We start from the raw sequence: 25053 nt of genomic DNA, 5'->3' as shown, positions 1-25053 counted from the left end.
GGCCCGGCTATGATAGTTGACCGGCGTCACGACATGCCTGGATGCCGGATGAAACCGTGATGCTGGCGGCTAGATAATGCTGCGACGCAATGTTTGCACGCCAAAAATTCAAGTAGGGGGTTCAGCCCGACGCAGGGCGGGCCACCAGGGCACGCAGGTCGGCTAGCGGACGCGCCCCGAAATGCGAAATCACTTCCGATGCGGCGATGCTGCCGATCCGCCCGCACTCGGCGATCGAACGGCCCTCGGCCAGCCCGCACAGGAAGCCGGCGGCATAGGCGTCGCCGGCGCCGGTGCTGTCCACGATGCTGGTCGGCGCCGCCGCGATATCGGTGCGCTCGCCGTGCCGGAACGCGACGCTGCCCTTCTCAGAGCGGGTCAGCACGGCCAGTTCGACGTCCTGCGAAACACGCTCGGCCGACTGCTCGAAGCTGTCCGCCTGGTAGAGCGACATGATCTCGTCCTCGTTGGCGAACAGGATATCGACGTGGCCAGCCGCCAGTTCGAGGAAGGCCGGCCGGTGCCGGTCGACGCAGAATGGGTCCGACAGCGACAATGCGACGGTGCGCCCGGCCTCGTGGGCGATGGTCGCGGCACGTCGGAACGCGTCCTGGGCAGCCGGCGGGTCGAACAGGTAGCCTTCGAGATAGGTGATGCGGGCGTCCCGCACGGCATCGGCATCGACATCGTCGGGTCCGAATGCGGTGCAGGCGCCGAGATAGGTGTTCATCGTGCGCTGTCCGTCCGGCGTCACCAGGATCAGGCAGCGAGCGGTCGAGCGTCCCTCGGCCCGGTCGGCGCCGAGCGGGGCGGTCGGGTAGTGGATACCGGCCGCAACCAGGTCAGCGGAGAACGCCACACCCAACGCATCCTCGGCAACGGTGCCGAGATAGGCGGTGCGGGCACCGAGCATCGACGCGACCACGCAGGTATTCGCGGCCGAACCGCCGCCGGTCTGCTGGGGCTGCTTCAGGAGAGCATACAGGGCGTCGGCACGCGCCGCGACGATCAGCGTCATGCTCCCCGGGACCATCCCCTCCGCTTCCGGCATGCCGTCCGGCACCGAGGCCAGCACATCGACGATGGCATTGCCGATGCCGAGCAGGTCGAACCGGGCATCCCGGGTAATATTGGCCAAGCTCACGGTCAGGCGCTCCAGCAGGCGATCGCAGCTTCCGCTAGCATCGGAGGCCGCATGCGGCAATGCAGCCGGCTCCGATCGCGATTAGCGCCGCCTTCGCACTTGTCCGCTGCCCTGGCCAGCGTGTAAGGCGAAGGCCGGTCTCGCGCTCTCGTAGATGTGTGTGAGACTCCCGCTGGGCGGCAATACCGTTCAGAACCGAGACATCGAGAGCAGCGGGGGATCCAAGTGTTCAGACGACGCAAACCAGAAGAGGCCAGCGAGGTCCCTGCGATCCCGCCTGGTCCCACCACCTCCGCACGGCCGGGCCAATCGGCACAGCAAGCCTCCGCAACGACACCGCCCGACGCAGGGAGCCCGCGTCCGACCGCGGCCCCGGATGCACCGGCGGTCCCCGCACCCTCGTCGATGGGCCAGCCTGCCCAGACACCGAGCCAGAATTTCTCCCAGAACCTAGCACCGTCCAAGGAGCCCTCACCGATGGGTCGTTCGCCTTTCCCGACTCCTCCCAGCCCCCCGTCCGCGGGCGTCCTCCCGCCTGGCGGGATCATGCCCAACCGTGGCCCGATGCCGGGCACTCCCGGCTCCCCCCCGGGCGCCCAGGGTAGCGGTCCCAAGAAAGACATGACCGAGCGCCGGACCCTGGTGGTCGGCCGGGGCATCAGCGTCCAGGGCGTGGTCCAGGACGCCGAGCGTCTGGTCGTCGAGGGCACCGTCGAGGCAACCATGATCCATGCGACCGAGCTTTCGGTTGCACCGGGCGGCGTGTTCCGCGGCGAGATCGAAGTCGAGGATGCCGAGCTAGCCGGGACCGTCGACGGCACCCTGACCGCGCGCGGCAACCTCACCATCCGCGCCAGCGGCCGGCTGATCGGCACCGCCAAGTGCCGTCGCCTGCAGGTCGAGGATGGCGGCCAGGTCACCGGCCGCCTCGAGATGATCACCGATCAGGCGCGTCCTTCGTCGCAGCCGGCCGGCGAGCAGGCTCAGGCCAGCCGCCCGGCACCGTCACCGATCGCCGCGATCGACCCGGCACACACCGCCACCCCGTAACGCCTGTATTCCAGCCTGACGCCCCCGGCCCGATGGGCCGGGGGCCCGGTGCTGCGGACCACCGACATGTCCTGGAGCGATCTCTCCGACCTGCTCCGTGCATCGATCCTGCTGCCGTTGCTGTTGGGCAGCTTCATCGTCGGCACCCTGGTTCAGCGCCGGCTGCCGGTCGCCCATCGCGGCCCCAAGACCCACGAGATGCTGCGCCTGGTCATCGACATGCTGGTGACGTTTGCCGCGATCGTGCTCGGCCTGCTGATCACCAACGCCAAGACCACGTTCGACGCGACCGGGGACGACGTGCGCGCCTATGCGATCCGGATCATCACGCTCGACCAGACGCTGAACAGCTACGGCCCGGCGGCAGCGGCGCTGCATCCGCTGCTGGTGCGCTATACGCAGGACGTCGTGGCGCAGACCCCGCAGGGACTGGGTGCGGCCACCACGCAGCGTTTTGGGCTGCTGACCCGGATCGAGGCCGGCATGCTCGAGCTCCCCGCGGCGAGCAACCTGCAGCGCCATCTGCGTGACGAGGCGCTGACGCAGCTCACGAGGCGCGGGGCCAGTCCAGCCTGTCGTTCTATGCCGTGCTGACCGTGTGGCTGATGGTGGTGTGCGGCTGCTTCGGCCTGATCACCGAGCATAGCTGGCTCGGCACCATCATCGTCGGATTGTCGGTCCTGGCGATCGTGCTGGCGCTGTTCGTCATTCTGGACATGAACACGCCGTTCACCGGCCTGGTCGTCGTGTCCGATGCACCGCTCAGGGAAGCCCTGCAGACCATTCTCGCGGAATAGAGCCGCTACATCGCGAGCGCCCAGCCGGTCAGGCCGCAAGCGCCCATCACCCAGAGCGGATTCAGCTTCACCGCACAGAACACCAGGGTCGCGATCACGGTCAGCACGTACTGCATCGGGCCATGGTCGGTACTGCGGGCGATCACGATGGCGCTGGCCAGGATCAACCCGATCGCGATCGGCGCCAGTCCCTCCTCGATCGCGATGCGCCAGCGCGACCGTTTCGCGCCGAGCCAGAACCGGGCCGCGAAATAGACCAGGACCCAGGCCGGCAGGATCATCGCCGCGGTCGCCAGCAGCGCGCCGGGAATGCCCCCGGCCTGATAGCCGATCGCGCTGACCAGCAGCGTGCTGGGGCCGGGAGCGGCCTGCGCGATGGCGAAGGCCTGGGAAAACTGCTCGGCGGTGATCCATCCGTACGTGTGCACCGCCCTGAGCTGGATCTGCGGGATGACGGCGTTGCCGCCGCCGAACGACAGCAGCGACGAGGATCCGAACAGCAGGCAGATCTGCAGGGTCCGCGCAGGGCTCAACCGGACGCTCCCGGATGCGCCGGTGCCGGCTGCCGGTAGCTCCAGAACACCCCGACCGGCCCCAGCACCAGCATCGTCGCCCAGAGCGGCACCCGCAGCACCGCCGCGGCGAGCGTGGTCGCAACACATAATGCGAACGGCACCATCGAGCGCAGCGTCTTGCGGCCGGTCTGCCAGACCATCGACAAGGTAAGCGCCACCGCAGCCGGGGTGAGGCCGGCGAGCACGTGCTGCACCGCGCCGACATGCTGGTAGCGGGTGGCGAACGCGCAGAGAGCCACGATGATGACGAACGGGATTGCGATCAGCCCGGCCACGGCCGCCGCCGCACCACCCGGTCCGTGCATGCGGGCGCCGACGAAGATCGCCACATTGACCTGGTTGGCGCCGGGCAGCAGGCGGCAGATGGTCATGGCGCTCAGGAACTCGGTCTCGGTCATCCAGCCGCGGCGCATCACCACGATCTCGCGCGACCAGGCCGACAGGCCGCCGCCGAAGCTTGCCAGCGAGATGGTGTTGAACGTCCGCGCCAGCTCCCACAAGCCTGGATGCCCGGAACCGCCGACACCGCCCGGTCCAGGCGTCGCGGCTTCACTCACGAACGTAGTCCGGGTCGTGCGGCTGGTCGTTCTCGACATGGGCGGCGGCCATGAGCGGGTCCGGCGCGTCGTAGCGCCGGCTCTCGTCCCAGTCCCCCTCGAACACCCGCTTCAGCCCCGGCACGATCTCGGGCGCATCGACGATGATACCGAGCTCGCGGCGCAGGTCGAACGCGCTGCGATCGATGTTCATCGAGCCGACCAGTGCACGCGCATCGTCGGCCAGGATCAGCTTGGCGTGGGTGCGCAGGCCGTGCTGCTTGTGAACGCGCGCACCGGCGCGACGGAGCATGTGCAGCGACGAGAAGGTGTCGAGCAGGTCGTAGTCGCTGATGCCGTGCTTGCCGCCGCACAGCACCTTGACCGCGACGCCACGGTCGAGCGCTGCCATCAGCCGGTCCAGCACCGTCATGTCGACGAACTTCGGATGCTGCACCGAAAGACTTTTCCCGGCACCGTCGATGAAGTCGCACATGACCTGTCGCGAGCTGGTGTTGCTCCAGAGCAGCCGGCTGCCGGGCCCCGGCTCGAACGGCCGGCGGGCGAGATCGGCCTCGAAGCAGGCACCGACCTCGGCCGCCACCGCCTCGTCGTGCAGCACCAGGCCGTAGTCGCGGGTGGTGGTGAAATACTTCTCGCAGAAATTGAAGGTGGCGATCAGCGTTGTCCGGCCATCCACCACCATCGACTTCTCGTGCGTGACCGCGAAGCCCGGGCTGCTCCAGTCGCACCGGATGCCGGACCGCACCAACCGTTCGCGCGTCTCGTCGTTGGCGCGGCTGCCCGATGAACGTTGCGGGTTCAGCATCACCCGCACCGTAACGCCGCGTGCCGCCGCCGCTTCCAACGCTGCCAGGATCTCCGGCGAGGTGAAGGTGAACACCTTGATCGAGACGGTGCGCCGCGCCGCATCGATCAGCGCGGTGACGCTGCGCACCCCGTCGTCCGGCTGCACAACCAGTTTCATCCCATTCGACCTGCCGGCGACTTTAGCCACGGACTATCCCCACCCGTTACCCAGCCTGTAGCATTGGGCAGTTGCCGGATCGATACAATCGGTGAACGCGTCCAGTTTCAGGTGGCCGTGATGGATCCGTTCAGCGTTCGAGCGCGGAGGAGACCTGCAGCTCGATTGCCTGCAGCTCGTCCAGGGTGCGGACCAGTGCGGCATTCATGACGCGAAGCTGCCTGATCCGGTCGCGGACCGCGCGGAGCAGCAGGCGCTTCTGTTCGTCATGCTCGGGATCGACATCGTAGAGGTCGAGGAACTCCTTGATCTCGCGCAGGCTGAAGCCGAGCCGCTTGCCGCGCAGGATCAGCTGCATCCGGGCATGTTCGCGACGGGTATAGGCACGCGTGGCCCCGACCCGGCCCGGCTGGATCAGGCCCTTATCCTCATAGAAACGGATTGCACGCGCCGTCACCCCGAGCTCGGCAGCCAGTTCCGTAACGGTCAACAACCGCTCGTCTTGAACGACTGCGATCAGGGCATCTGCCATTCTTGGGAACTCCACCGCGGCCGGGCCGGCAGCTCTATCGCACCGACGGCGATCGATGTCAGGCGGCGGCGTGACTTGCCAGGTTCGATGCGGCCTGCCCGGTCGCCAGTGCTCGCTTGACGGCCTCCTCGGCGACCAGTTCCTTCTTGGACAGCTTGCCCACCAGCGTACGTGGCAACGAAGCCCGGATCTCGATCTCCCGTGGCATCTCGATCCGCGACACCTGCCCGGCCAGGAAGATGCCGAGCTCCGCTTCCGTTGCCGTTGCGTCCGCCCTCAATGCCACGAACGCCTTGGGCACCTCGCCGCGGTAGTGGTCCGGCAGGCCGATGACACTCGCCTCGACGACGTCGGGATGGCGATACAGCGCATCCTCGATCACCCTCGGATAGACGTTGTAGCCGCTGCACAGGATCAGGTCCTTGATCCGGTCGACCAGATAAAGATAACCGTCCGCGTCCAGATAGCCGATATCCGCCGTCCGGAGCATACCGTCGATCATCGTCGCCTCGGTTTCCTGCGGGCGGTTCCAGTAGCCATTCATGATCTGCGGCCCGCGTGCGCAGACTTCGCCGCGTTCGCCGGTGGCCATGATACGGGTCGGATCATCGAGATCGCGTATCTCGATCACCGTCCCGATCACCGGCAACCCGGCCGAGCCTGGCTTGGCCGTCTGCGTGAGAGGATTGCAGGTCAGCACCGGCGAAGCCTCGCTCAACCCGTAGCCCTCGGCGACGTGGCAGCCGGTCAGGGCCTCGAACCGGTGCTTGACCTCCGCAGGTAGCGGCGCACCACCCGAAATGCAGAAACGGATCGAACGCATCGCCCGCGCATGGCGACGCGGCCCTGCCTCCACCGCGTCGGCGACCGCGGTATACAGTGTCGGTACGGCGGGGAAAATAGTTGGCTGGGTGCGCCGGATCGTATTTAGGATCGATTTCATCTGGAAACGCGGCAGCAGGATCATCCTCGACCCGGTGGCGATCGCATAGTTCAGCACGGTGGTCAGGGCGAACACGTGGAACAACGGCAACACGCCGAGAACGCGCACATCCAGATCTCCTGCCTGCATCACCAGGATCTCCTGCGCGGCGTTGGCTGTTAAATTCGCATGGGTCAGTGCCGCGCCCTTGGGAATGCCGGTGGTGCCGCCGGTATATTGCAGCAACGCCACGTCATGCACGTCGAGCGGCACCGGCTGCGGACTGCCCTTGTTGGAGATCAGTCCGGCATACGAGGCATAGAGCGGCCCCTGGCCGACGGCTGCGATGTCGCGGCGCTTGAACACGCTATAGAGGACGCGCTTGAGCAGCGGCATGGCGCCCGCCATCGGACACACGACCAGCTTGCGCAGACCGGTCCGGCCTGCCACCGCGACCACCTTGTCATGGAGCGCCCGCACGTCCGGCAGCACCATCATCGTCGTGCCTGAATCATCGATCTGGGTGACCAGTTCCCGTTCGGTATAGAGCGGGTTGTAGTTCACCACGATCCCGCCGGCCTTCATGATGGCGAAGTAGAAAATGACGAAGTATGGTGTATTCGGCAGGCACAGCCCGACCCGCTCCCCCCGCGTCAACCCCAGTTCCTGCAAACCGTGCGCGGCACGATCCACAAGGTTGGCGATGTCCGCATAGCGCCAGCGCCGGCCCAGGAAGTCGATCGCGATCCGGTTCGGGAAGGCGCTTGCAGTCTCGTCGAGCAGTTCCGGCAGGGGTCGGACCGGAACCGGATCGAGAGGACCGAGACGGGCGACTTCGCTCAGGAACGACATGGAATTCCTTCAAGCTCGATCGATAATCGGCTCAGAACCACAATCTTGTGCCGATGCCCGCAACGACGCCGCTGGCTTCGACCGTGCCCCGCAGACCGACCGGCACCTGCACCGGCGTACCGCCATAGGCGGTGGCGTTGCGAGTGATCGCAGAATTCTGGAAGTCGACATAGGTGACCGAGGCATCGACCGACAGTCGCTTGCCGACCAGGACCGATGTGCCGATCGAGAACAACCAGCGATTCGCATCCGGCACCCGGGCGTCCCGGGTCGGACCGGGCGTCGGCGTCGGGTCGTACTGGACGCCGGAGCGCATCACCCAGCGCGGTGTTACCTGGTAGTCAATGCCGAAGGCGCCGTTCAGCGTGTCGCGATAATTCTCGCTGGTCTGCGATTTCACCGGGCTGGTAACGTAGATCGCGTCGAACGTGCTCCAACCCTGCCGCACCGTCTGCGCGTTCAGCGTCAGCCGGTCGGTCGCCTTCCAGCGCAGCCCGAACGTCGCGGCCCAGGGCGTCGTAAAGTTCGCGCCTGCATCGGCACGGAAATTCTGCCCGGCCAGCAACCCAGTCAGGCCGGACACGTCCAGCTTGCCACTGATCTCATGCTTGACGCGGGACCGGTAGGCGGCGCCGAACACCAGCCGATCGGTCAGATGCAGCTGGATCCCGACGTTATAGCCGACGTTCCAGCCGTTGCCGTGGAGTGTCTGCTGGCCGTCGGGCTGGCCGGGAAACAGGTTGGGCAGCGCGTTGCTGAGTGCGGCGACCGTGTATTCGATGTTCGGGCCGACGCCGATCCCCAGCCAGCGTGTCGGGCGCCATGCCAGCGTGGGCTGCAGGTCGATCGTGGTCAGGCGCGAGGTGAGGGCCGTGTAGCGGGTCCAGCTGTCGGTCGGATATTTGGTCACGAAGCTGAAAGGTGACGTCACCGACATGCCGACGGCCCACTGGCCATTGATCCGGTAGGCGAACGCTCCGGTCGGCAGGATCCCGTTCGAGACCGGATTGTCGACACGATCGTTGCCGCCGATCGCCCTGGGGCCGCCGCCGAGATGCCCGACGGTCGAGCCGTGGTCGGTGACCGTGGAGTTCACGAAAATGCCCGTGATCCCACTATAGGATTCGGACTGCTCGATGCCGGCGATGCTGGCCGGGTTCCACCAGAGCGATTCCGCGCCCATGTCTGCCGCCTCGCCCGAATACGCGCGGCCACCACCCTTAACCGACTGATCCTGCAGATAGAAGCCGGCAGCCCTGGCATCTTCTGCCCAGCCGCCGCCAAGGATTCCAAGACAGGATAGCGCTACACCACACGCCGAAGACAGATATCGCATGACGTCATCCCTTTACGCAGACGGTATGATCCACCTGTCGTGAATTTTCCGTTAGCAATCAATCTCGATCGCATCAACGACAGAATTCTCGCCCTGCTATTCACGATCCACCCAATCTGACGCATGCGTCAAGCGCCTCATCTATACTGCACTGCACAAGTTATAACGACCGCTCGTATGCCTGCAGTCTGTGGTTGTTTGTTGCCAGGACCGATGCTATCTCCATGACTGCTTGACGTATACGGAAAGCGCTGGCCTGCGTGGTCGAGACGCTTCATGGCCCGGAGACTGACCGATGCAGAATACGGTGATTGCAGGTTATGCCCGCTCCCCGTTCCACCTTGCCAACAAAGGCCAGCTGACCCGGGTCAGGCCGGATGACCTTGCGGCACAGGTCGTGCGCGGCCTGGTCGAACGGACGGGCGTGAAGCCGGACGATATCGAGGACCTGATCCTCGGCTGCGCGTTTCCGGAGGCCGAGCAGGGTTTCAACGTCGCGCGCCTGGTCGTTCTTCTGGCTGATTTGCCGATCAGCATCGGCGGGGTCACCGTCAACCGCTTCTGCGGCTCCTCGATGCAGGCGATCCACATGGCCGCCGGCGCCATCGCCCTCGGCGCCGGCGAGGTCTTCATCTGTGCCGGCGTCGAAAGCATGAGCCGGGTGCCGATGCTGGGCTTCAACCCGCTGCCCAACCCGGAGCTCGCCGCGAAAAGCGCCGGCGCCTACATGGGGATGGGCGAGACCGCCGAAAACGTTGCTGCCAAGTATCAGATTGGCCGCCAGGCCCAGGAACAGTTCGCCTTGCGCAGCCAGGAGAAGGCTGCGGCCGCCCGGGCGGGTGGCCTGCTGGCGGACGAGATCGTGCCGATCCGCACCAAGGCCGGACCTGTCGAGACGGATGGCTGCCTCCGCCCGGAGAGCAGCGCCGAGGGCCTTGCCGGGCTGAAGCCCGCTTTCGACAAGGACGGCACCGTCACCGCCGGCACCTCGTCACCGCTGACCGACGGCGCCAGCGCGGTGCTGGTGTGCAGCGAGGAGTATGCCCTGCGCAACGGCCTCGCCATCCTGGCACGCCTGCGCAGCATCGGCGTCAGCGGCTGCGCGCCGGAAACCATGGGGCTTGGCCCCATCAAGGCCAGCCGGAAGGCGTTCGACCGCGCCGGGATCAAGGCGTCGGACCTCGATGTGGTGGAGCTGAACGAGGCCTTCGCCAGCCAGGCGCTGGCCTGCATGGGCGAGCTGGGCCTGCGCGAGGAGACCGTGAACATCGATGGCGGGGCAATCGCGATCGGCCATCCGCTGGGTGCCACCGGCGCCCGCATCGTCGGCAAGGCGGCACAGTTGCTGGCCCGCACCGGCGGCCGGTATGCGCTGGCGACCCAGTGCATCGGCGGCGGCCAGGGGATCGCCACGGTGCTGGAGCGCGTATGATGATGAAGCTCGACGAGGGTCAGGCATCTGCAATCCGGCGCGTCTGCGTCATCGGCGCCGGCGTCATGGGCGCCGGCATCGCAGCCCAGGTGGCCAATGCCGGGATTCCGGTCCTGTTGCTGGACATCCTGCCGAAGTCGGGCGACGACCGCGACGCCATCGCGAAAGCCGCGGTCGCCCGCGCGCTGAAAACCGATCCGGCACCGTTCATGTCGCCCCAGGCGGCGAAGCTGATCGAGACCGGCAACATCGAGGACCATCTGGCGAGAGTCGCCGATTGCGACTGGGTCATCGAGGTCATCGTCGAGCGGCTCGACCTGAAGCAGGCGCTGTATCACCGGCTGGATGCGGTACGGCGCCCCGGCACCGCGATCAGCTCCAACACCTCCACGATCCCGCTGGTGCAGCTTGTCGGGGGGCTGCCCGAGAGCCTGTCGCGCGACTTCATGATCACCCATTTCTTCAACCCGCCGCGCTACATGCGGCTGCTGGAGATGGTGACCGGGCCCGCAACAGACATGGCGCTGGCCGCACGCGTCGCAGAGTTCTGCGACCTGTCGCTCGGCAAGACCGTCGTCCGCGCCAACGACACGCCCGGCTTCATCGCCAACCGCATCGGCACCTACTGGCTGCAGCACGGCGTCAATGCGGCGATGGACCAGGGCCTGTCGGTCGAGGAAGCCGACGCCGTCATGGGCCGGCCGTTCGGCATCCCGAAAACCGGCGTGTTCGGCCTGATCGACCTGGTGGGCCTCGACCTGATGCCGCACATCAACGCCAGCATGAAGGCCTCGCTGCCCGCCGGCGATGCGTTCCTCGATACGCTGCGCGAGGTGCCGCTGCTCAGCAAGATGATCGCGGACGGCTATACCGGTCGCAAAGGTCTTGGCGGCTTCTATAGGATCAACCGCGAGGCGGGGAAGATCAAGGAGTCGATCGGCCTCGTCACCGGTGAATACGAGCCTTCGAAAAGCACCAGCCTGCCAGCCGCACTGTCGCGCAGCCCGACAAAGCTGATCACCTCCACCGACCGCTACGGCCAGTATGCGTGGTCGGTCATGGGCGCGACCCTGGCTTATGCCGCGAGCCTGGTACCGACGATTGCCGACGACATCGTTTCCGTGGACGCGGCGATGCGCCTCGGCTTCAACTGGAAACAGGGCCCGTTCGAGCTGCTGGACGTGCTTGGACCGGCCGTGGTGGCGCGACGACTGGAGGCCGAAGGCAAGCCGGTGCCTGAACTGCTGCGCACGGTCGCCGACGGCACCTTCTACAAGGTCGAGAACGGACAGACGCTGTTCCTCGGTGTGGATGGCCGGTATCGCCCGGTCGAACGACCTGCCGGCGTACTGTTGCTCGAGGACGTGAAGCGCCGGTCGGAACCGTTGCTCAGGAACGGATCGGCTGCACTCTGGGATGTCGGCGAGGGCGTCGCCTGCTTCGAACTCACCTCGAAGATGAACGCGTTCGACGAGCAGATCATGAAGCTGCTTGACAAGAGCATCGAACTCGTCAAGCAGCGCTACAAGGCGCTGGTGATCTATACCGACGCGACCAATTTTTCCGCCGGCGCCAATCTCGGCCTGGCCCTGTTCGCCTGCAATATCGCCGCCTGGGGCGAGATCGAGACACTCGTCTCGAGCGGGCAGCGCACCTTCAAGGCGCTGAAATACGCGCCCTTCCCGGTGGTAAGCGCGCCGGGCGGGCTGGCGCTCGGCGGCGGCTGCGAGGTGCTGCTGCATTCCGACGCTATCCAGGCGCATGCCGAGAGCTATATCGGCCTGGTCGAATGCGGTGTCGGCCTGGTACCGGGCTGGGGCGGCTGCGGCGAGATGATCGCGCGCTGGACCGCGACAGCCGGTATGCCGAAGGGCCCGATGCCCGCGGTCGCCAAGGTGTTCGAGACCGTCAGCGTCGCGAAAGTGTCGAAATCCGCGGCCGAGGCGAAGGTGCTTGGGTTCCTGCGGCCCGCCGATCGGATCACGATGAATCGCGACCGGCTGCTGTTCGAGGCCCGTGCCCGGGCCCTGTCGCTGGTCGAGGGTTACACGGCGCCGACGGCGCCCGAATTCAGACTGCCGGGGGCCGCCGGGCGCGCGGCGATGAACCTCGCCGCCAACAGTTTCCATCGCCAGGGCATCGCCACCGACCATGATCTCGTCGTGGCGGACAACCTGGCCGAGATCCTGTCCGGCGGCGGGGCGGACCTGGTCGATGTGGTGACCGAAAAGCAGATGCTGGCACTGGAACGAGTCGCCTTCATGCGCCTGCTGCGCACCGGCGCCACCCTGGATCGGATCGAGCACACGCTCGAGACCGGCAAGCCATTGCGTAATTAGCCTAGAGCTGCGGAGGAAATTTCATGCAGACCTACAATGCCCCGTTGCGCGACATGCGTTTCGTCCTGCACGAACTGCACGGGCTCGATGCGCTGACGTCGCTGCCGTATTTCGCCGACCTGAACGCGGAGACCGTCGATCTCGTGCTGGAAGAAGCGTCGCGGATCGCCACCGAAGTGCTGCTGCCGCTGAACGCATCGGGCGATGCCGAGGGCTGCATCGTCGAGAACGGCGTGGTGCGCACTCCGAAGGGTTTTCGCGAAGCCTACGACGTCTTCCGCGACGGCGGATGGAACGCGCTGGCGGGTGACCCGGACTACGGTGGCCAGGGCCTGCCCGAGAGCGTCAACAAGCTCGTCGAGGAAATGATCTGCGCCGCCAACCTGTCCTTCGGTCTGTATCCCGGGCTGACGCATGGCGCGGTCATGGCGCTGAGCGCCTATGGTTCGTCCGAGCTCAAGGATCTGTACCTGCCGAAGATGATCGACGGCATCTGGTCCGGTGCGATGTGCCTGACGGAATCGCAGTGCGGCACCGACCTCGGCCTGCTGCGCACGCGCGCGGTGCCGCAGGAGGATGGCAGCTATCTGCTGACCGGCTCAAAGATCTTCATCTCGGCGGGCGAGCACGACCTGACCGAGAACATCATCCATCTGGTGCTCGCACGCCTTCCCGACGCGCCGCCCGGCATCAAGGGTATCAGCCTGTTCCTGGCGCCGAAGTTCCTGCCGAAGCCGGATGGCTCGGTCGGGCCGCGCAACGGCATCCTGTGCACCGGGCTGGAACACAAGATGGGGCTGAAGGCCTCCGCCACCTGCCAGATCTCGTTCGACGATGCGCAGGCCTGGCTGGTCGGCGCGCCGCACAAGGGCATGCAGAGCATGTTCGTGATGATGAACGAGGAGCGGCTCGGCGTCGGCATCCAGGGGCTGGGCGTGGCGTCCGCCGCCTACCAGTCCGCGGTTTCCTACGCGAAGGATCGCCTGCAGGGGCGTTCGCTGTCCGGCACCAAGCGGCCCGATCTCGCCGCCGATCCGATCATCGTGCACCCTGATGTGCGCCGCATGCTGATGACCATGCGCACCACCGCCGAAGGCTGCCGCGCCGTCGGGATCTGGGTGGCGCAGGCGGTGGATCTGTCGAAGCACGCGAACACCGAGGGCGAGCGCAAGGAAGCCGCGGATTTCGTGGCGCTGATGACGCCGGTGGTAAAGGCGCTGTTCACCGATCTCGGCTTCGAGGCCGCGAGCCTCGGCGTGCAGGTCTATGGCGGGCACGGCTACATCCGCGAGCACGGCGTCGAGCAGTATGTGCGCGATGCCAGAATCGCCATGCTCTACGAGGGCACCAACGGCATCCAGGCGCTCGACCTGGTCGGGCGTAAGATGCCCGCACATATGGGCCGCTACCTGCGGCGACTGTTCCACCCGATCTCGAACTTCATCGAGGCGCACCGCAAGCACGAAGCGGTTGCCGGCATGGTCGAGCAGCTCGAGCGCGCGTTCGGCGCGTTGCAGCTGGCGACCGGGCAGATCGCACAGGCCGGCCTCAAGGACCCCGAGGAAGCCGGCGCCGCCGCGACGGACTATCTGCGCCTGCTCGGGCTGGTGGCGATGGGCTACATGTTCGTACGCTCGGCGGTGATCGCGTCCGAGCGCCTGGCGGGCAACACCGACGAGCCCGAGTTCTACCGTGCCAAGCTGGCCAGCGCGCGGTTCTTCATCGACCGCACCCTGCCGCAGGCGACCGCGCTGTTCTTGGCCATCAAGTCCGGCAAGGCGTCGATGATGGCACTCGAGGAAGCGGCGTTCTGATGCCGGATATCGGGACCACGCCACCACCCGCGGGCTTCGTCCGCCTGCCCATGGCGGGAGTCGCCGACTTCACTGCTCGGAACCTCCCGCTGCATGTCCGCACCGAGGACGGCCACCTGATCGGCGGGTTCCGGGTCGGGGCGGAGCATTGCAACCCCGCCGGCACCTGCCACGGCGGCATGATCGCGACCTTCTGCGACATCCTGCTGGCGTTCGGCGGCATGTTCGAGGGTCGGCTCGAGACGATGATCCTGCCGACGATCAGCCTCTCGATCGACTACCTCGCCCCGGCCCGCCCCGGCGCCTGGATGGAAGCCAGGGCGGACATCATCAAGACCACGCGTACCATGCTGTTCGCGCAGGCGGTGCTCCATACCGACGGCGCAGCCTCTGCCCGCGTCAACGGCGTGTTCAAGGTGCCGAAGCCCGACCCGTCTGCTATCGATACGGGCGCCTGGCTGCGCGGGCTGCTCGGGGTCTAGTCGTCCGGTTCGGCTGCCTGGATCGTCTGTGGCAATGTCTGCTCGGCGGTCCGGGCGTGCGCGACCAGCGCAACTTTCACGGTCACGGTTGCCGCGACCGAATCCGTTCCTGCCCACTGGCCTTGTCCGACACCGAAGGCGGTCCGATCGATCGGGATGCTTGCGGACATCGTGGCCTGGCCATCGACGATGGCGAGCGTGAACGGCAGCACGACGGGTTTATCCGTGCTGCGTATCTTCAGGTCGCCGTCTGCTTCGTAGGCGTTGCCGCCACGCGACAGAACCTTGCCTGCATGGAACCGCGCTTCCGGGAAGACCGCCCGGTCGAACCAGTCCGGCGTCGACAACATCTGGTCGCGGGTGTGGTCCTGGGTCGTGGCGGATCCGGTATCGACGATCACCTCCACCTCGGCGTCGGCGAGATGCGCGGGATCGAAGCGGATCACCGCGGACCATCGGCTGAACTGCCCTGCGACCGGTTGCCCGTTCACGACGGTTTCGAAACCAAGCTTCGAGGCGGTCTTGTCGACGACCCAGTTCGAGGCCGCCTGTTGGCTCGGGGCCGGAGCCGGCACCGAGCGTGCGACGACCGGCGACGGGCTGGAGTAGCCGGCCAGCACGAGCGCGATCGCGCCGAGACCGGCACCGACCGCGGCAACGAAGCCTATGCGCCGGCCGGGGCCTGGATCGGCGTCCCTGGAACCCGGAAGCATTCGCGGCAAGACCGGTGTGCCCCGATCGAACTGGTGCTTCAACGCACCGCCGACATGCAGCGCGATCAGCGCCACGGCACTCCAGGCAAGCCAGTAATGCGTTCCGTCGGCCAGGGCGCCGACCTGGTGACGCCGAGGCAGCGGCAGCCCGTGAACCCCGGGAAAGTACGGCCAGGGTATGAAGCGATAGAGCAGCGTGGGAATGTTCTCGGCACTGGTCGATACCAGGATCCAGCCGCTTAGCGGCATCAGGATCATGAAGCCGTAGAAGATCCAGTGGGTGGCATGCGCCGCGAACGCCTCACCGGGATGCAGGTCGTGCCGCAGCGATGGCGGTCGGTGCGCAAGACGCCAGACCAGGCGGAGAACACTGAGCAGCAGCACCGTGACGCCGAACGACTTGTGGACCTGGAATATCTGGAACTTCGTCAGGCCATGCATGTGGCCCATCCTCCATCCCAGCAGCAGGTTGAGAAGAATCAGGATCGCGATGGTCCAGTGGAGGAACAGTGCGACCCCGGAATATCTGCGCGCATCAGCGTTCGTTGTTAATTCGATCCGGTGCATATCCATCGCTGCTGCTCGCCTTTGAAGAAGAGAGGCGCCGACGGAGCCCAGGTCCGATTACCTTCCGGCGCCTCGCAACCGATGGGAAGAGCAACGCCGGAATTCCATCGTTTCAGTTCGACGGCTCTCCCGGGCCGCATCTTCCAGTCCGTGGTTCCAGCAGACCATCAGCCCGTATCGCTTAGTCCCGTGGTCATCTGCGCGGACGTTGCGTGATCACCCCTGTCGTCGAGCGCGCGAGCCCGGATGCGACCGCGTTCCTGCAGGGGTAGCTCGAGCCAGCGATAGGTGAGGTCGGCGGCGGTCAGGGTGGCGAGCGCTGCGATCATGAAACCCAGCGGCACGTAGGTTTCGCCGCCCGGCCCGGTACGCCGCATGACGTCGATCACGGTGAACCAGATCGGGATGTGGCACATATAGATCGAACAGGATCGCGCACCGATCCACAGCATCGACCGTCGGAGGCCCGGTTGGAGTCGAAACCAGCCCCTGCTGCTGACTGGCCGCTAACACCAGCAGGAAAGCCGCCCGATTGGTGACCGCCCAGGCCAGCGGGCGCAAATCGATCAGAATGAGCGGGAGTTGGCCCGGTGCCGACGGTCGAGGGTGTCGGCGTGCGGGATGTGCATGGTCCTTACCCACTCTGCCCCCTGGTGGCGCGTTACATCTCTTGCATCTCGACGCTTGGCTCGCTTGCATCTCGACCTTTGGCTCGCTTGCATCTCGACGCCCGGCGCTGGGGAACGTAAAGTGAACGGGATGGTTCGAACAGGCGCGTCGATGTCATTGACCCGGGATGCCAGGCCATGCCTGCCGATCAGGCGGTAACGCCAAGCCTGCGGCGGATCATCCATGTGGACATGGATGCCTTCTACGCGTCGGTCGAGCAGCGGGACGACCCGTCGTTGCGCGGCAAGCCACTGGCCGTGGGCGGTTCGCGCGAGCGCGGCGTGGTGGCGGCCGCAAGCTACGAGGCGCGCCGTTTCGGGGTGCGCTCGGCCATGGCGTCGGTCACGGCACGACGGCAATGTCCCGAGCTGATCTTCGTGAAGCCGCGCTTCGACGTCTATCGCGAGGTATCGTTGCAGATCCGCGGGATCTTCGCCGATTACACGCCCCTGATCCAGCCATTGTCGCTGGACGAAGCCTACCTCGACGTCACCCAGCCACTGCGCGATCTCGGATCGGCCACGGCGATCGCCGAGGAAATCCGGGCGCGTATCCGCGAGCAGACCGGACTCACCGCCTCGGCCGGGGTCTCCTACAACAAGTTCCTGGCCAAGCTGGCCTCCGACCACCGCAAGCCAGACGGACTGTTCGTCATCACGCCGCGATACGGTCCGAGCTTCGTCGAGACGCTGAAGGTCAGCCAGTTCCACGGGGTCGGGCCGGTGACGGCGGCCAAGATGGAGCGGCTCGGCATCCAGACCGGGATGGACCTGCGCGGCTGCACGATCGACTTCCTGGTCCGGCATTTCGGCAAGTCGGGGCCGCACTACCACGCCATCGCACGCGGCCAGGACGAGCGGCCGGTGGTGGCGGACCGCCTGCGCAAGTCGATCGGCGCGGAACAGACGTTCGAGCGCGACATCACCGGGTGGGACGAGGCGCTGGCCGCAATCCAGCCGGCGATCGACAAGGTTTGGGCCACCTACGACAAGGGCGGCCGGGGTGCACGGACGATCACCCTGAAGGTGAAATTTTCCGACTTCCGGCTCATGACCCGCGCAGCCTCGGGCAGCCGGCCCGTCGGCACGCGGAGCGAGCTTGCCATCGCCGCCGAAGGCCTGTTGCGGGCCGCGTTTCCGTTCGAGAAGAGCGTGCGGCTGCTGGGCGTCAGCATGTCCCGCTTCGAGGACGAACAGGCCGAGCAGACGGTCGGTGGCGAGGATCTGTTCAGCATCGTCGATCGCCCCGGTTCCTGACGCATTCGGGGCGAGCTGCTTTGACCACACACCGGTTCGATTGTACGATCCCACATCAATAATCGGGGATATCACGATGCGGATACGCTATTTGAGAGGCAGTTGCCTGTGCGCTGCGATCATTGGCGTGTCCAGCTTCGGAGCCCTCCTGTCGAACCCTGCCCAGGCCGCCGACCCGATCCGGATCGGCTATATTCCGGTGCTGGGCTCGTCTGCCCTGTTCGTGCTCGACGGCGAAGGCTGGGCAAAGCCGGCCGGGCTCACGCTGAAGCTGATCAGGTTCCAGGCCGGAACCCAGGCGATCCAGGCGCTGGCTGCGGGCCAGATCGACGCTTATGTCGCCGGTGTGCTGCCCTTGCTGGTCGCCCGGTCGCACGGGATCGACGTCAAGGTGGTTGCAGCCGGCGCGGTCGAGGAACTCGAGGTCGCCGCGCGCGGAAAACTCGCCACCGTCGCCCCCGCGGGCACCGGCCTGTCGAAGCGATTCGCCGCCTTCACCAAGGCGACCGGCCGCAAGCCGAAAATCGCCGCCCAGCCGGTGGGGTCGGTTCCGGACACGCTGCTGCGCTACTGGATGCAGGATCGCAATCACCTCGATCCGAAATCCGCCGACATCATCGGCATCGATATCGACGCGGCACAACAGGCGCTGCTGTCCGGCGCGGTCGATGCCGCCATCCTGCGCGAGCCTGCACTGACCGTCGTGCGGCACCGGTTGCCGGACGTGCAGCTCCTGGCGCACGGCAGCGACCTGATGCCGGACCAGCCCGGCTCGGTGCTGGCAATTGTTCGCCCCGATGCCCCGGATCGCGGTGCCTGGAAGGACAAGCTGGTCGGGCTGTTCGTGCGCGCGACCGACCTGATCAAGAGCAAGCCTGCGGAAGCGGCACCGTTTATCCTCACGGTCCTCGGCGGCGGCATCCTGAGCCAGTCGGTGATCGAGGAGGCGCTTGCGTCGCCGGACACGAAATTCATTTCCGACCCGGCGCGGCTCATGACGCCGGTCAAGGCGCTGCAGGATTTCGAGGTGGCGAACGGCACACTCAAGGAGGCTGTTCCGGTGGCATCGCTGTTCGACCTCGGCCCCTACAGCCGCATCACCCACTGACCGTCCGGCACCGTCAAATGCCTGTCCGGTTACGCCGCCCGAGCGCCTCGTCGTCACGATTGCTGCTCGGCGGCCTCGGCCTGTGCCTGCTGTTCGGCACCTGGGAAGCGGTCCTGCGGCTCGGGCTGGTGTCGCCGGGGCTCCTGCCACGACCGAGCGAACTGCCCGCCGCCTGGATCAGGGAGGTGCGCGGCGGCTTCTGGCTGCAGGCCATCCTCGACAGCCTGACGCACTATCTGCTGGGCGTGCTGATCGGCACCTGCCTCGGGATCGGGGCTGGCCTGGCATGCGGCATGCTCCCCCGCCTCGACGCGCTGACCAGCGGGCTGGTCAGGCTGCTCCGGCCGATTCCAAGCCTGGCATGGGTTCCGTTCGCCATCCTGTGGTTCGGCCTCAACACCGCAGGCGCCACCTTCGTCGTTGCGATCTCGGTGTTCTGGATCAACTTCTATGCGGCCCACGGCGCAGTACAGGCGATCGACCGGTCGCTGTTCGAAGTGGCCGATGCGTTCGGCCACGCCAGCGTGCTGGGCCGGCTGACCAAGATCGTGGTGCCGGCCTCGATGCCGGGCATCCTGGCGGGCCTGCGCACCGGGATCGGCCAGGCCTGGATGTCGGTCGTGGCAGCCGAATTGTTCGGCGTTCCTGGGATCGGCGCGCGCATGATGCAGGCGTCCAGCCTGCTCGCGACCGACCTGGTGGTGATCTACATGCTGACCATGGCGCTGCTCTACGCGCTCACTGACTCGGTCTTCATGCTGGTGCGCAACCGACTGCTCGCGTGGCAAAGATGACCGCGCCGCTGCTGTCGCTGCAAGACATCACCCTGTCCTACACCCAGGACGGCGCCACCACGACCATCCTTCAGGGCCTGGACCTCGCCGTTGCACCGGGGGAGTTCGTGGCGCTGCTGGGACCATCCGGCGTCGGCAAGTCGACCTTGCTTCGGGTCGCCATGGGACTGGTCGCACCCGGCAAGGGCTTGGTGCAGCGTCCTCCCGATCGCGTCGGCAACCGGCGCAGCGCGGCCCTGGTGTTCCAGGATGCCAAGCTGCTGCCCTGGCGCCGGGTGCGGGCCAATGTCGAACTCGGCCTCGAAGGGCTGCGACTGTCGCGAGCGGACCGGCACGATCGCGCCCTGCGCGCTTTGGCCCTGGTCGGACTCGAGGCGCAGGCCGGACGCTGGCCGCACCAGTTGTCCGGCGGCCAGCGCCAGCGCGTCGGCGTGGCGCGGGCGCTGGCCGTCGATCCGGACCTGCTGCTGATGGACGAGCCGTTCGGCGCGCTGGACGCGATCACCCGCGCGGCGCTGCAGGAGGAACTGCTGCGGATCTGGCTGCAGACGCGCAAGACCGTGCTGTTCGTCACGCACGACATCGACGAGGCACTGTTCCTGGCGGACCGTATCGTCGTGCTCGGCGGAACCCCTGCATCGGTGCGCGGCGAGCTCCAGGTCGGCCCGCGTCCGCGCGAACGCGACGACCCGCAGCATGCGATGCTCGGCCGGCACCTGCGCGCCCTGCTGACCGACGACCCTGCCGCCGGCGCCTGGCGCGGCGTCGATATCTGACCTGGATTCCGAGGAACGCCCGCGATGGACTTCATGGACCGCGCTACCCGACACCGGATTATCGGCCCGCACGTGGCGCCGGACGGATATTACGAAGCCAGCAAGCGGATGCCGTTCCTGGGGCAGGTCGCCTGCAGGACCGAGACGGTCGAGGCCGGAAGCTGGCAGGAGATCGTGCTCGACTACGAGGTGGGAGCGTCGGGCCTGGCGGACGGCGCCTGGATCAAGGCGACCTTCAAGTTCTACTCGGACTGGGCCTTGTTCCAGACCATCGATCCGACGGCTGCGAACTACATTTCCGCCGAATATCAGGCAGGCCGGCTCTTGCCCGGCCAGGAACCGGCAACGGTGCAATCGCTCTCGTGCCGCTTCGACCAGAAGGGCCATGAGAGACCCTTCCAGAAGGCCATCATCGTCGACGTGATCGACGGATATCTCAATCCCGGCGACCACATCCTGATCCGTCTCGGCGATCGCCGCGCCGGCGGACCCGGCACTCGCGTGCAGACATTCGTGGAACAGGATTTCCGGTTCAGGCTCTATATCGATCCGGTCGGGACCTCGCGCTTCAGCGCGGTGCCGGGCGATGTCGTCATGCAGATCGTCCCCGGGCCAGCCGAGCGACTGATCGTGACGGCGCCCCGGTTGATACGGCCGAACACCGCGATCCGCATCCATCTGCGCACCGAGGATGCCTGGGGCAACACCACCATCGACGGCGGCAACAGCGTCCTGCTCACCGCCCACCATGCCGACACGCCGCCGGTCGTCACGCACGCCGTCCTGTCCGACGATGGATGGGCGATTGCGACGGTCGACAGCCTGAAGCTGGACCAGCCGGGCGAGTTCAGACTGGACGCAAGCCTCGAGGGCAGGGCCCGGGTCCTGCCCGCCCACGCCTACGTCTCCGTCGATCCGGCCGCCCGGTTCGAGCGTATTTTCTACGGCGACCTGCATGTGCATTCCGACGACACGGTCGGCACCAACGACACCGTGTATAATCTCGGCTACGGCCGCGACGTGGCCGGGCTCGACGTGCTCGGCTACACGGCGAACGACTTCCAGATCACCGAGGCGCGCTGGAACCAGGCAGTCGCGCACGTCAACACGATGAACCAGGCCGGGCGCTTCGTGTGCTATCCCGGCACCGAATGGTGCGGCAACTCCTGCGCCGGCGGCGACCACAACGTGGTGTTCCTGCATGACCGCGTGCCGGAGTTTCCGTTCGACCGGAATGGCAACCTGGTGCGCTCGTTCGAGTGGAACGAGGAGATGGCGTCCGACCGGATCGAGCCGGGCGCATGGCCGCTCGAGGATGTCTACGCCACCTACGCGCACGATCCCGAAGGCCATCTGCTGATCCCGCATGTCGGCGGGCGGCGCTGCAATCTCGGCTGGCATCACCCGGCCCTGGAGCGGCTGGTCGAGGTCGGATCGGCGTGGGGCCACTTCCCGTGGCTGCTGCAGGATGCGGTGGCGCGCGGCTACAAGATCGGGGTTTCGGCGAACAGCGACGAGCATCGCGGCCGCTGCGGCGGCGGTGCACCCGGAACCGCGGTGTTCGGAACCAAGGGCGGGCTGACCGGCATCCTGGCGGACCGGCTGGATCGCGGCACGGTCGGGCAGGCGCTGCGGGCCCGGAACACCTTCGCGACCACCGGCGAGCGTTCGGTCGGACTGGCGTGGTCGGGCGCGCATCTGCAGGGCGACGAGTTCACCCAGGCGGGCGAGCTCCGCGTCGATTACCGGTTTCTCGGCGATATCGGCTTCGACACCATCGAGGCCTACGACCATACCGGCTGCATCTGGTCGCGCGACCTGCAGCGCGAAGCCGGCTTCTCGCAGCGCCGGCTCCGCGTCCGCTGGGGCGGTGCGCGTATCCGCGATCGCTATCGCTGGGCCGCCTGGCAGGGACGGATCACCGTCACCGGCGCCACCATCCTCGGGCACACGGCATTCGGCTTCGAGCACCAGGAGGAAACGATCCGTCGCAGTTCGCCGGTGACGGTCGATTTCCACTCCGACACGTTCGGCGACCGCGACACGATCGAACTCGAGCTGGATGCCATCGCCCGTGCGACCATCCTGGTCGAGGGAACCATCGGCGGCTACGTGAAGGTCGGCGACGCACGCGCCGGCAGTGGTTTCGTGCACCAGCCGACATTCCGGCTGGAAACCGATGGCCCGCATCTTCTCGAAACCGGTACCGTTACCGCGAACCTCGCAGGCGTAGACATGCATGTCTCCATCCAGCGTCTTGCCGACCAGGACATGCCGCGCGACGTGCAGGGGTCGTTCGTCATCGGTCCCGACAACGGTCCGCACGGTCATCGGCAGATCTATCTGGTCGGGCGCCAGCGTGACGGATCTGCGGTTTACACCTCGCCGCTGATCGTCATGTTCACCTAGCCGATTGCAAGGTCAGCCGTTCACCGCCTGCATGCCTGCTGCAGGATAACGTTCGCCACTGACCGAACCGGCCGGCAGAAGCCGGGCAATGGCATCCAGTTCATCGGTGCCCAGCACGAGGTCGGCCGAAGCGAGGTTTTCCTCGAGATACCGGACCTTCTTGGTTCCTGGGATCGGCACCACGTCGTCGCCCTGTGCCAGCACCCAGGCAAGCGCCAGCTGACCCGCCTTACAGCCCTTGCTCTCGGCAAGCTGTTTGAGTTCGGCGACCAGATCGAGGTTCCTGGTGAAGGCCTCTCCCTGGAACCGCGGCGAATTGCGTCGCCAGTCGTCCTTCTCCAGGTCGTCGGGCGACTTGATCTGCCCGGTGAGAAAGCCACGTCCCAACGGGCTGTAGGGCACGAAGCCGATCCCGAGTTCGCGCAGCGTCGGCAGGATCGACTCTTCAGGCTCGCGGGACCACAGCGAATACTCGGTCTGCAGCGCGGTGATCGGATGCACGGCATGCGCCCGCCGGATGGTCGCCGCCGACGCTTCGGACAAGCCCAGGAAGCGAACCTTGCCGGCCTTCACCAGCTCTGCCATCGCCCCGACGGTTTCCTCGATCGGTGTCCGCGGATCGACCCGGTGCTGGTAATACAGGTCGATCACGTCGAGGCCGAGCCGCTTGAGGCTCGCGTCACAGGCGGACCGGACGTAATCCGGCCTGCCGCTGATCCCAGTCCGCTCGCCGTTCGGCCCCCAGGTGTTGGCGAACTTGGTCGCGATGAACACGCGATCCCGTACGCCGCGCAGCTCACGACCGACCAGTTCCTCGTTGGCGCCGACGCCGTACACGTCCGCGCTATCGAAAAAGGTGACGCCGAGTTCGACCGCACGATGAAGTGTCCTGACGCTTTCCTGATGATCGCGCTGACCATAGAAATCGGACATCCCCATGCAGCCCAGTCCGAGAGCCGAAACCTCGGGTCCATCACGACCCAGCCTTCGCATCTTCATGTCGAACGTCTCCCTATGGTGATCCCGGCCCGGCCTGGCGTCGGGCCATGTCCAACAGTCGGCCGATGCGCTGGCATGTCGACCGCGCCCATGTTAAATTGTCCGTGTATCCGACGGTCGCTGGAAAACGAGTTCGCTCGTCACCGGACAGAGACAATCTCGAAGGTATTCCGGATGAGTTCAAGCGAGCAGATTATCCGTCGCAAGCTGTCGGACGAGATCTTCGACCGCCTCAAGACCATCATTCTCGGTGGTGAGCTCAAGATCGGCGACACACTGCCGTCCGAGCGCGATCTCATGGAACGCTTCGGCGTGGGCCGCCCCGCCATTCGCGAGGCGATGCATGCGTTGAGCAATCTCGGTCTCATCAGCATTTCGCATGGCGAGCGCGCACGTGTTTGCGCCCTGACGCCGGCATCGCTGTTTCGCCAGATCGATCTCCCCGCGCAACTGATGCTGTCGGGCTCATCGCAATCCCTGCATCACCTGCTCGATGCACGGCTGTTCTTCGAACGGGGCATGGTCCGGGCTGCGGCAGAATCTGCGAGCAAGACCGAGGTGACCGCCCTGCGGCAGGCGATCAAGCGGCAATCCGCCATGACCGATGACATCACGAGCTTCATCGAGCAGGACATGGAATTCCATGTGATGATCGCGGCCAGCGCGCGCAATCCGATTTTCGAAGCCGTCTGCCGGGCGATGCTGGGCTGGCTGCGTAGCTACCATACCGAAATGCTGCACTGGACGGGCAAGGAGAACGTAACGATCGCCGAGCACGCGGAGATCGTCGACTGCATCGCGGCTCATGATCCCGAAAAAGCCGAAGCAACCATGATCAAGCATCTGCAGCGGTCCAGCACGTTGTATGTGCATCAGACCGATCGCCCATCGCCGGACACTGCATTCACTGCAAAGCCTGCGCGAAAAGCCGCAAAATCCTCGCAACGCGCCTGACGGTTCCGG

21 protein-coding genes and 1 pseudogene are annotated in these 25053 nt (G+C 66.3%); 12 read left to right on the top strand and 10 right to left on the bottom strand.

The window, feature by feature from the left end; genetic code table 11:
* Positions 1-121 precede the first annotated feature (121 nt).
* The gene (locus tag HN018_RS21750; RefSeq protein WP_239479361.1) at positions 122-1150 is read right to left on the bottom strand and encodes an adenosine kinase; all 1029 of its coding nucleotides are present in this window, start codon (positions 1148-1150) and stop codon (positions 122-124) included.
* Positions 1151-1690: 540 nt separating this feature from the next.
* Between HN018_RS21750 and HN018_RS29480 the strand changes: the two genes are divergently transcribed.
* Together HN018_RS29480 and HN018_RS21740 are read left to right on the top strand one after the other, a co-directional pair.
* Complete coding sequence (locus HN018_RS29480) at positions 1691-2194, top strand: bactofilin family protein (RefSeq protein WP_408886736.1); 504 nt, start codon at positions 1691-1693, stop codon at positions 2192-2194.
* A 66-nt stretch (positions 2195-2260) separates the two neighbouring features.
* A pseudogene (locus HN018_RS21740) lies at positions 2261-2991 on the top strand (bestrophin-like domain).
* A 5-nt stretch (positions 2992-2996) separates the two neighbouring features.
* Here the strand turns inward: HN018_RS21740 and HN018_RS21730 are convergent.
* From HN018_RS21730 to HN018_RS21705, 6 genes are all read right to left on the bottom strand, one after another.
* A complete protein-coding gene (locus tag HN018_RS21730) occupies positions 2997-3524 on the bottom strand; it encodes a chromate transporter (RefSeq protein WP_204259612.1) in 528 nt (175 codons plus the stop codon).
* On the bottom strand, positions 3521-4123 hold the full coding sequence (locus HN018_RS21725; RefSeq protein ID WP_239478895.1) for a chromate transporter: 603 nt from the start codon (positions 4121-4123) through the stop codon (positions 3521-3523). The genes HN018_RS21730 and HN018_RS21725 overlap by 4 nt, the downstream gene beginning before the upstream one ends.
* Positions 4116-5090 (bottom strand): phospholipase D-like domain-containing protein, encoded by a 975-nt coding sequence (locus HN018_RS21720; protein ID WP_171834235.1) that lies wholly within the window; start codon positions 5088-5090, stop codon positions 4116-4118. The genes HN018_RS21725 and HN018_RS21720 overlap by 8 nt, the downstream gene beginning before the upstream one ends.
* Before the next feature lie 130 nt (positions 5091-5220).
* Positions 5221-5622 (bottom strand): MerR family transcriptional regulator, encoded by a 402-nt coding sequence (locus tag HN018_RS21715; protein ID WP_171834234.1) that lies wholly within the window; start codon positions 5620-5622, stop codon positions 5221-5223.
* 58 nt (positions 5623-5680) lie between these two features.
* Positions 5681-7396: a long-chain-fatty-acid--CoA ligase gene (locus tag HN018_RS21710; protein WP_171834233.1), complete on the bottom strand. Its 1716-nt coding sequence runs from the start codon at positions 7394-7396 to the stop codon at positions 5681-5683.
* A gap of 31 nt (positions 7397-7427) precedes the next feature.
* The gene (locus HN018_RS21705; protein ID WP_171834232.1) at positions 7428-8732 is read right to left on the bottom strand and encodes an OmpP1/FadL family transporter; all 1305 of its coding nucleotides are present in this window, start codon (positions 8730-8732) and stop codon (positions 7428-7430) included.
* A 295-nt stretch (positions 8733-9027) separates the two neighbouring features.
* On the opposite strand from HN018_RS21705, the gene HN018_RS21700 reads away from it, so the two are divergent.
* The 4 genes from HN018_RS21700 to HN018_RS21685 are packed head-to-tail and all read left to right on the top strand — an operon-like array spanning position 9028 to position 14799.
* Positions 9028-10164 (top strand): thiolase family protein, encoded by a 1137-nt coding sequence (locus HN018_RS21700; protein ID WP_171834231.1) that lies wholly within the window; start codon positions 9028-9030, stop codon positions 10162-10164.
* Positions 10161-12503, top strand: coding sequence for a 3-hydroxyacyl-CoA dehydrogenase/enoyl-CoA hydratase family protein (locus tag HN018_RS21695; RefSeq protein ID WP_239478893.1), 2343 nt, complete (start codon positions 10161-10163; stop codon positions 12501-12503). Before HN018_RS21700 ends, HN018_RS21695 begins: the two co-directional genes overlap by 4 nt.
* Positions 12504-12526: 23 nt before the next feature.
* On the top strand, positions 12527-14317 hold the full coding sequence (locus HN018_RS21690) for an acyl-CoA dehydrogenase C-terminal domain-containing protein (protein WP_171834230.1): 1791 nt from the start codon (positions 12527-12529) through the stop codon (positions 14315-14317).
* A complete protein-coding gene (locus HN018_RS21685) occupies positions 14317-14799 on the top strand; it encodes a PaaI family thioesterase (protein ID WP_171834229.1) in 483 nt (160 codons plus the stop codon). Before HN018_RS21690 ends, HN018_RS21685 begins: the two co-directional genes overlap by 1 nt.
* On the opposite strand, the gene HN018_RS21680 is transcribed toward HN018_RS21685, so the two are convergent.
* Together HN018_RS21680 and HN018_RS21675 are read right to left on the bottom strand one after the other, a co-directional pair.
* Complete coding sequence (locus HN018_RS21680; protein WP_171834228.1) at positions 14796-16085, bottom strand: YceI family protein; 1290 nt, start codon at positions 16083-16085, stop codon at positions 14796-14798. The two genes, HN018_RS21685 and HN018_RS21680, sit on opposite strands and share 4 nt — an antisense overlap.
* Positions 16086-16246: 161 nt before the next feature.
* Positions 16247-16531: a hypothetical protein gene (locus HN018_RS21675; protein ID WP_171834227.1), complete on the bottom strand. Its 285-nt coding sequence runs from the start codon at positions 16529-16531 to the stop codon at positions 16247-16249.
* Between the two features lie 354 nt (positions 16532-16885).
* Between HN018_RS21675 and dinB the strand changes: the two genes are divergently transcribed.
* The 5 genes from dinB (at position 16886) to HN018_RS21650 (ending at position 23091) form a co-directional block, all read left to right on the top strand.
* Positions 16886-18004, top strand: coding sequence for a DNA polymerase IV (dinB, locus tag HN018_RS21670; protein ID WP_171834226.1), 1119 nt, complete (start codon positions 16886-16888; stop codon positions 18002-18004).
* Positions 18005-18080: 76 nt separating this feature from the next.
* A complete protein-coding gene (locus HN018_RS21665; RefSeq protein WP_171834225.1) occupies positions 18081-19112 on the top strand; it encodes an ABC transporter substrate-binding protein in 1032 nt (343 codons plus the stop codon).
* Between the two features lie 17 nt (positions 19113-19129).
* Positions 19130-19906, top strand: a complete 777-nt coding sequence (locus HN018_RS21660) for an ABC transporter permease (protein ID WP_171834224.1) — start codon at positions 19130-19132, stop codon at positions 19904-19906.
* The gene (locus HN018_RS21655) at positions 19903-20682 is read left to right on the top strand and encodes an ABC transporter ATP-binding protein (protein ID WP_171834305.1); all 780 of its coding nucleotides are present in this window, start codon (positions 19903-19905) and stop codon (positions 20680-20682) included. The genes HN018_RS21660 and HN018_RS21655 overlap by 4 nt, the downstream gene beginning before the upstream one ends.
* A gap of 24 nt (positions 20683-20706) precedes the next feature.
* On the top strand, positions 20707-23091 hold the full coding sequence (locus HN018_RS21650) for a hypothetical protein (protein ID WP_204259611.1): 2385 nt from the start codon (positions 20707-20709) through the stop codon (positions 23089-23091).
* A gap of 12 nt (positions 23092-23103) precedes the next feature.
* Here the strand turns inward: HN018_RS21650 and HN018_RS21645 are convergent, their stop codons facing one another.
* Positions 23104-24090, bottom strand: coding sequence for an aldo/keto reductase (locus tag HN018_RS21645; protein WP_171834223.1), 987 nt, complete (start codon positions 24088-24090; stop codon positions 23104-23106).
* Between the two features lie 15 nt (positions 24091-24105).
* Here HN018_RS21645 and HN018_RS21640 point away from each other — a divergent pair, with 15 nt between their 5' ends.
* Positions 24106-25044, top strand: coding sequence for a transcriptional regulator NanR (locus HN018_RS21640; RefSeq protein ID WP_204259610.1), 939 nt, complete (start codon positions 24106-24108; stop codon positions 25042-25044).
* The last annotated feature ends 9 nt before the right edge of the window (positions 25045-25053 follow it).

It is taken from the genome of Lichenicola cladoniae (assembly GCF_013201075.1).
GTDB classification, from domain to species: domain Bacteria; phylum Pseudomonadota; class Alphaproteobacteria; order Acetobacterales; family Acetobacteraceae; genus Lichenicola; species Lichenicola cladoniae.
The sequence above is the reverse complement of the archived record's forward strand: the minus strand, read 5'-3'. Positions and strand labels throughout refer to the sequence as shown.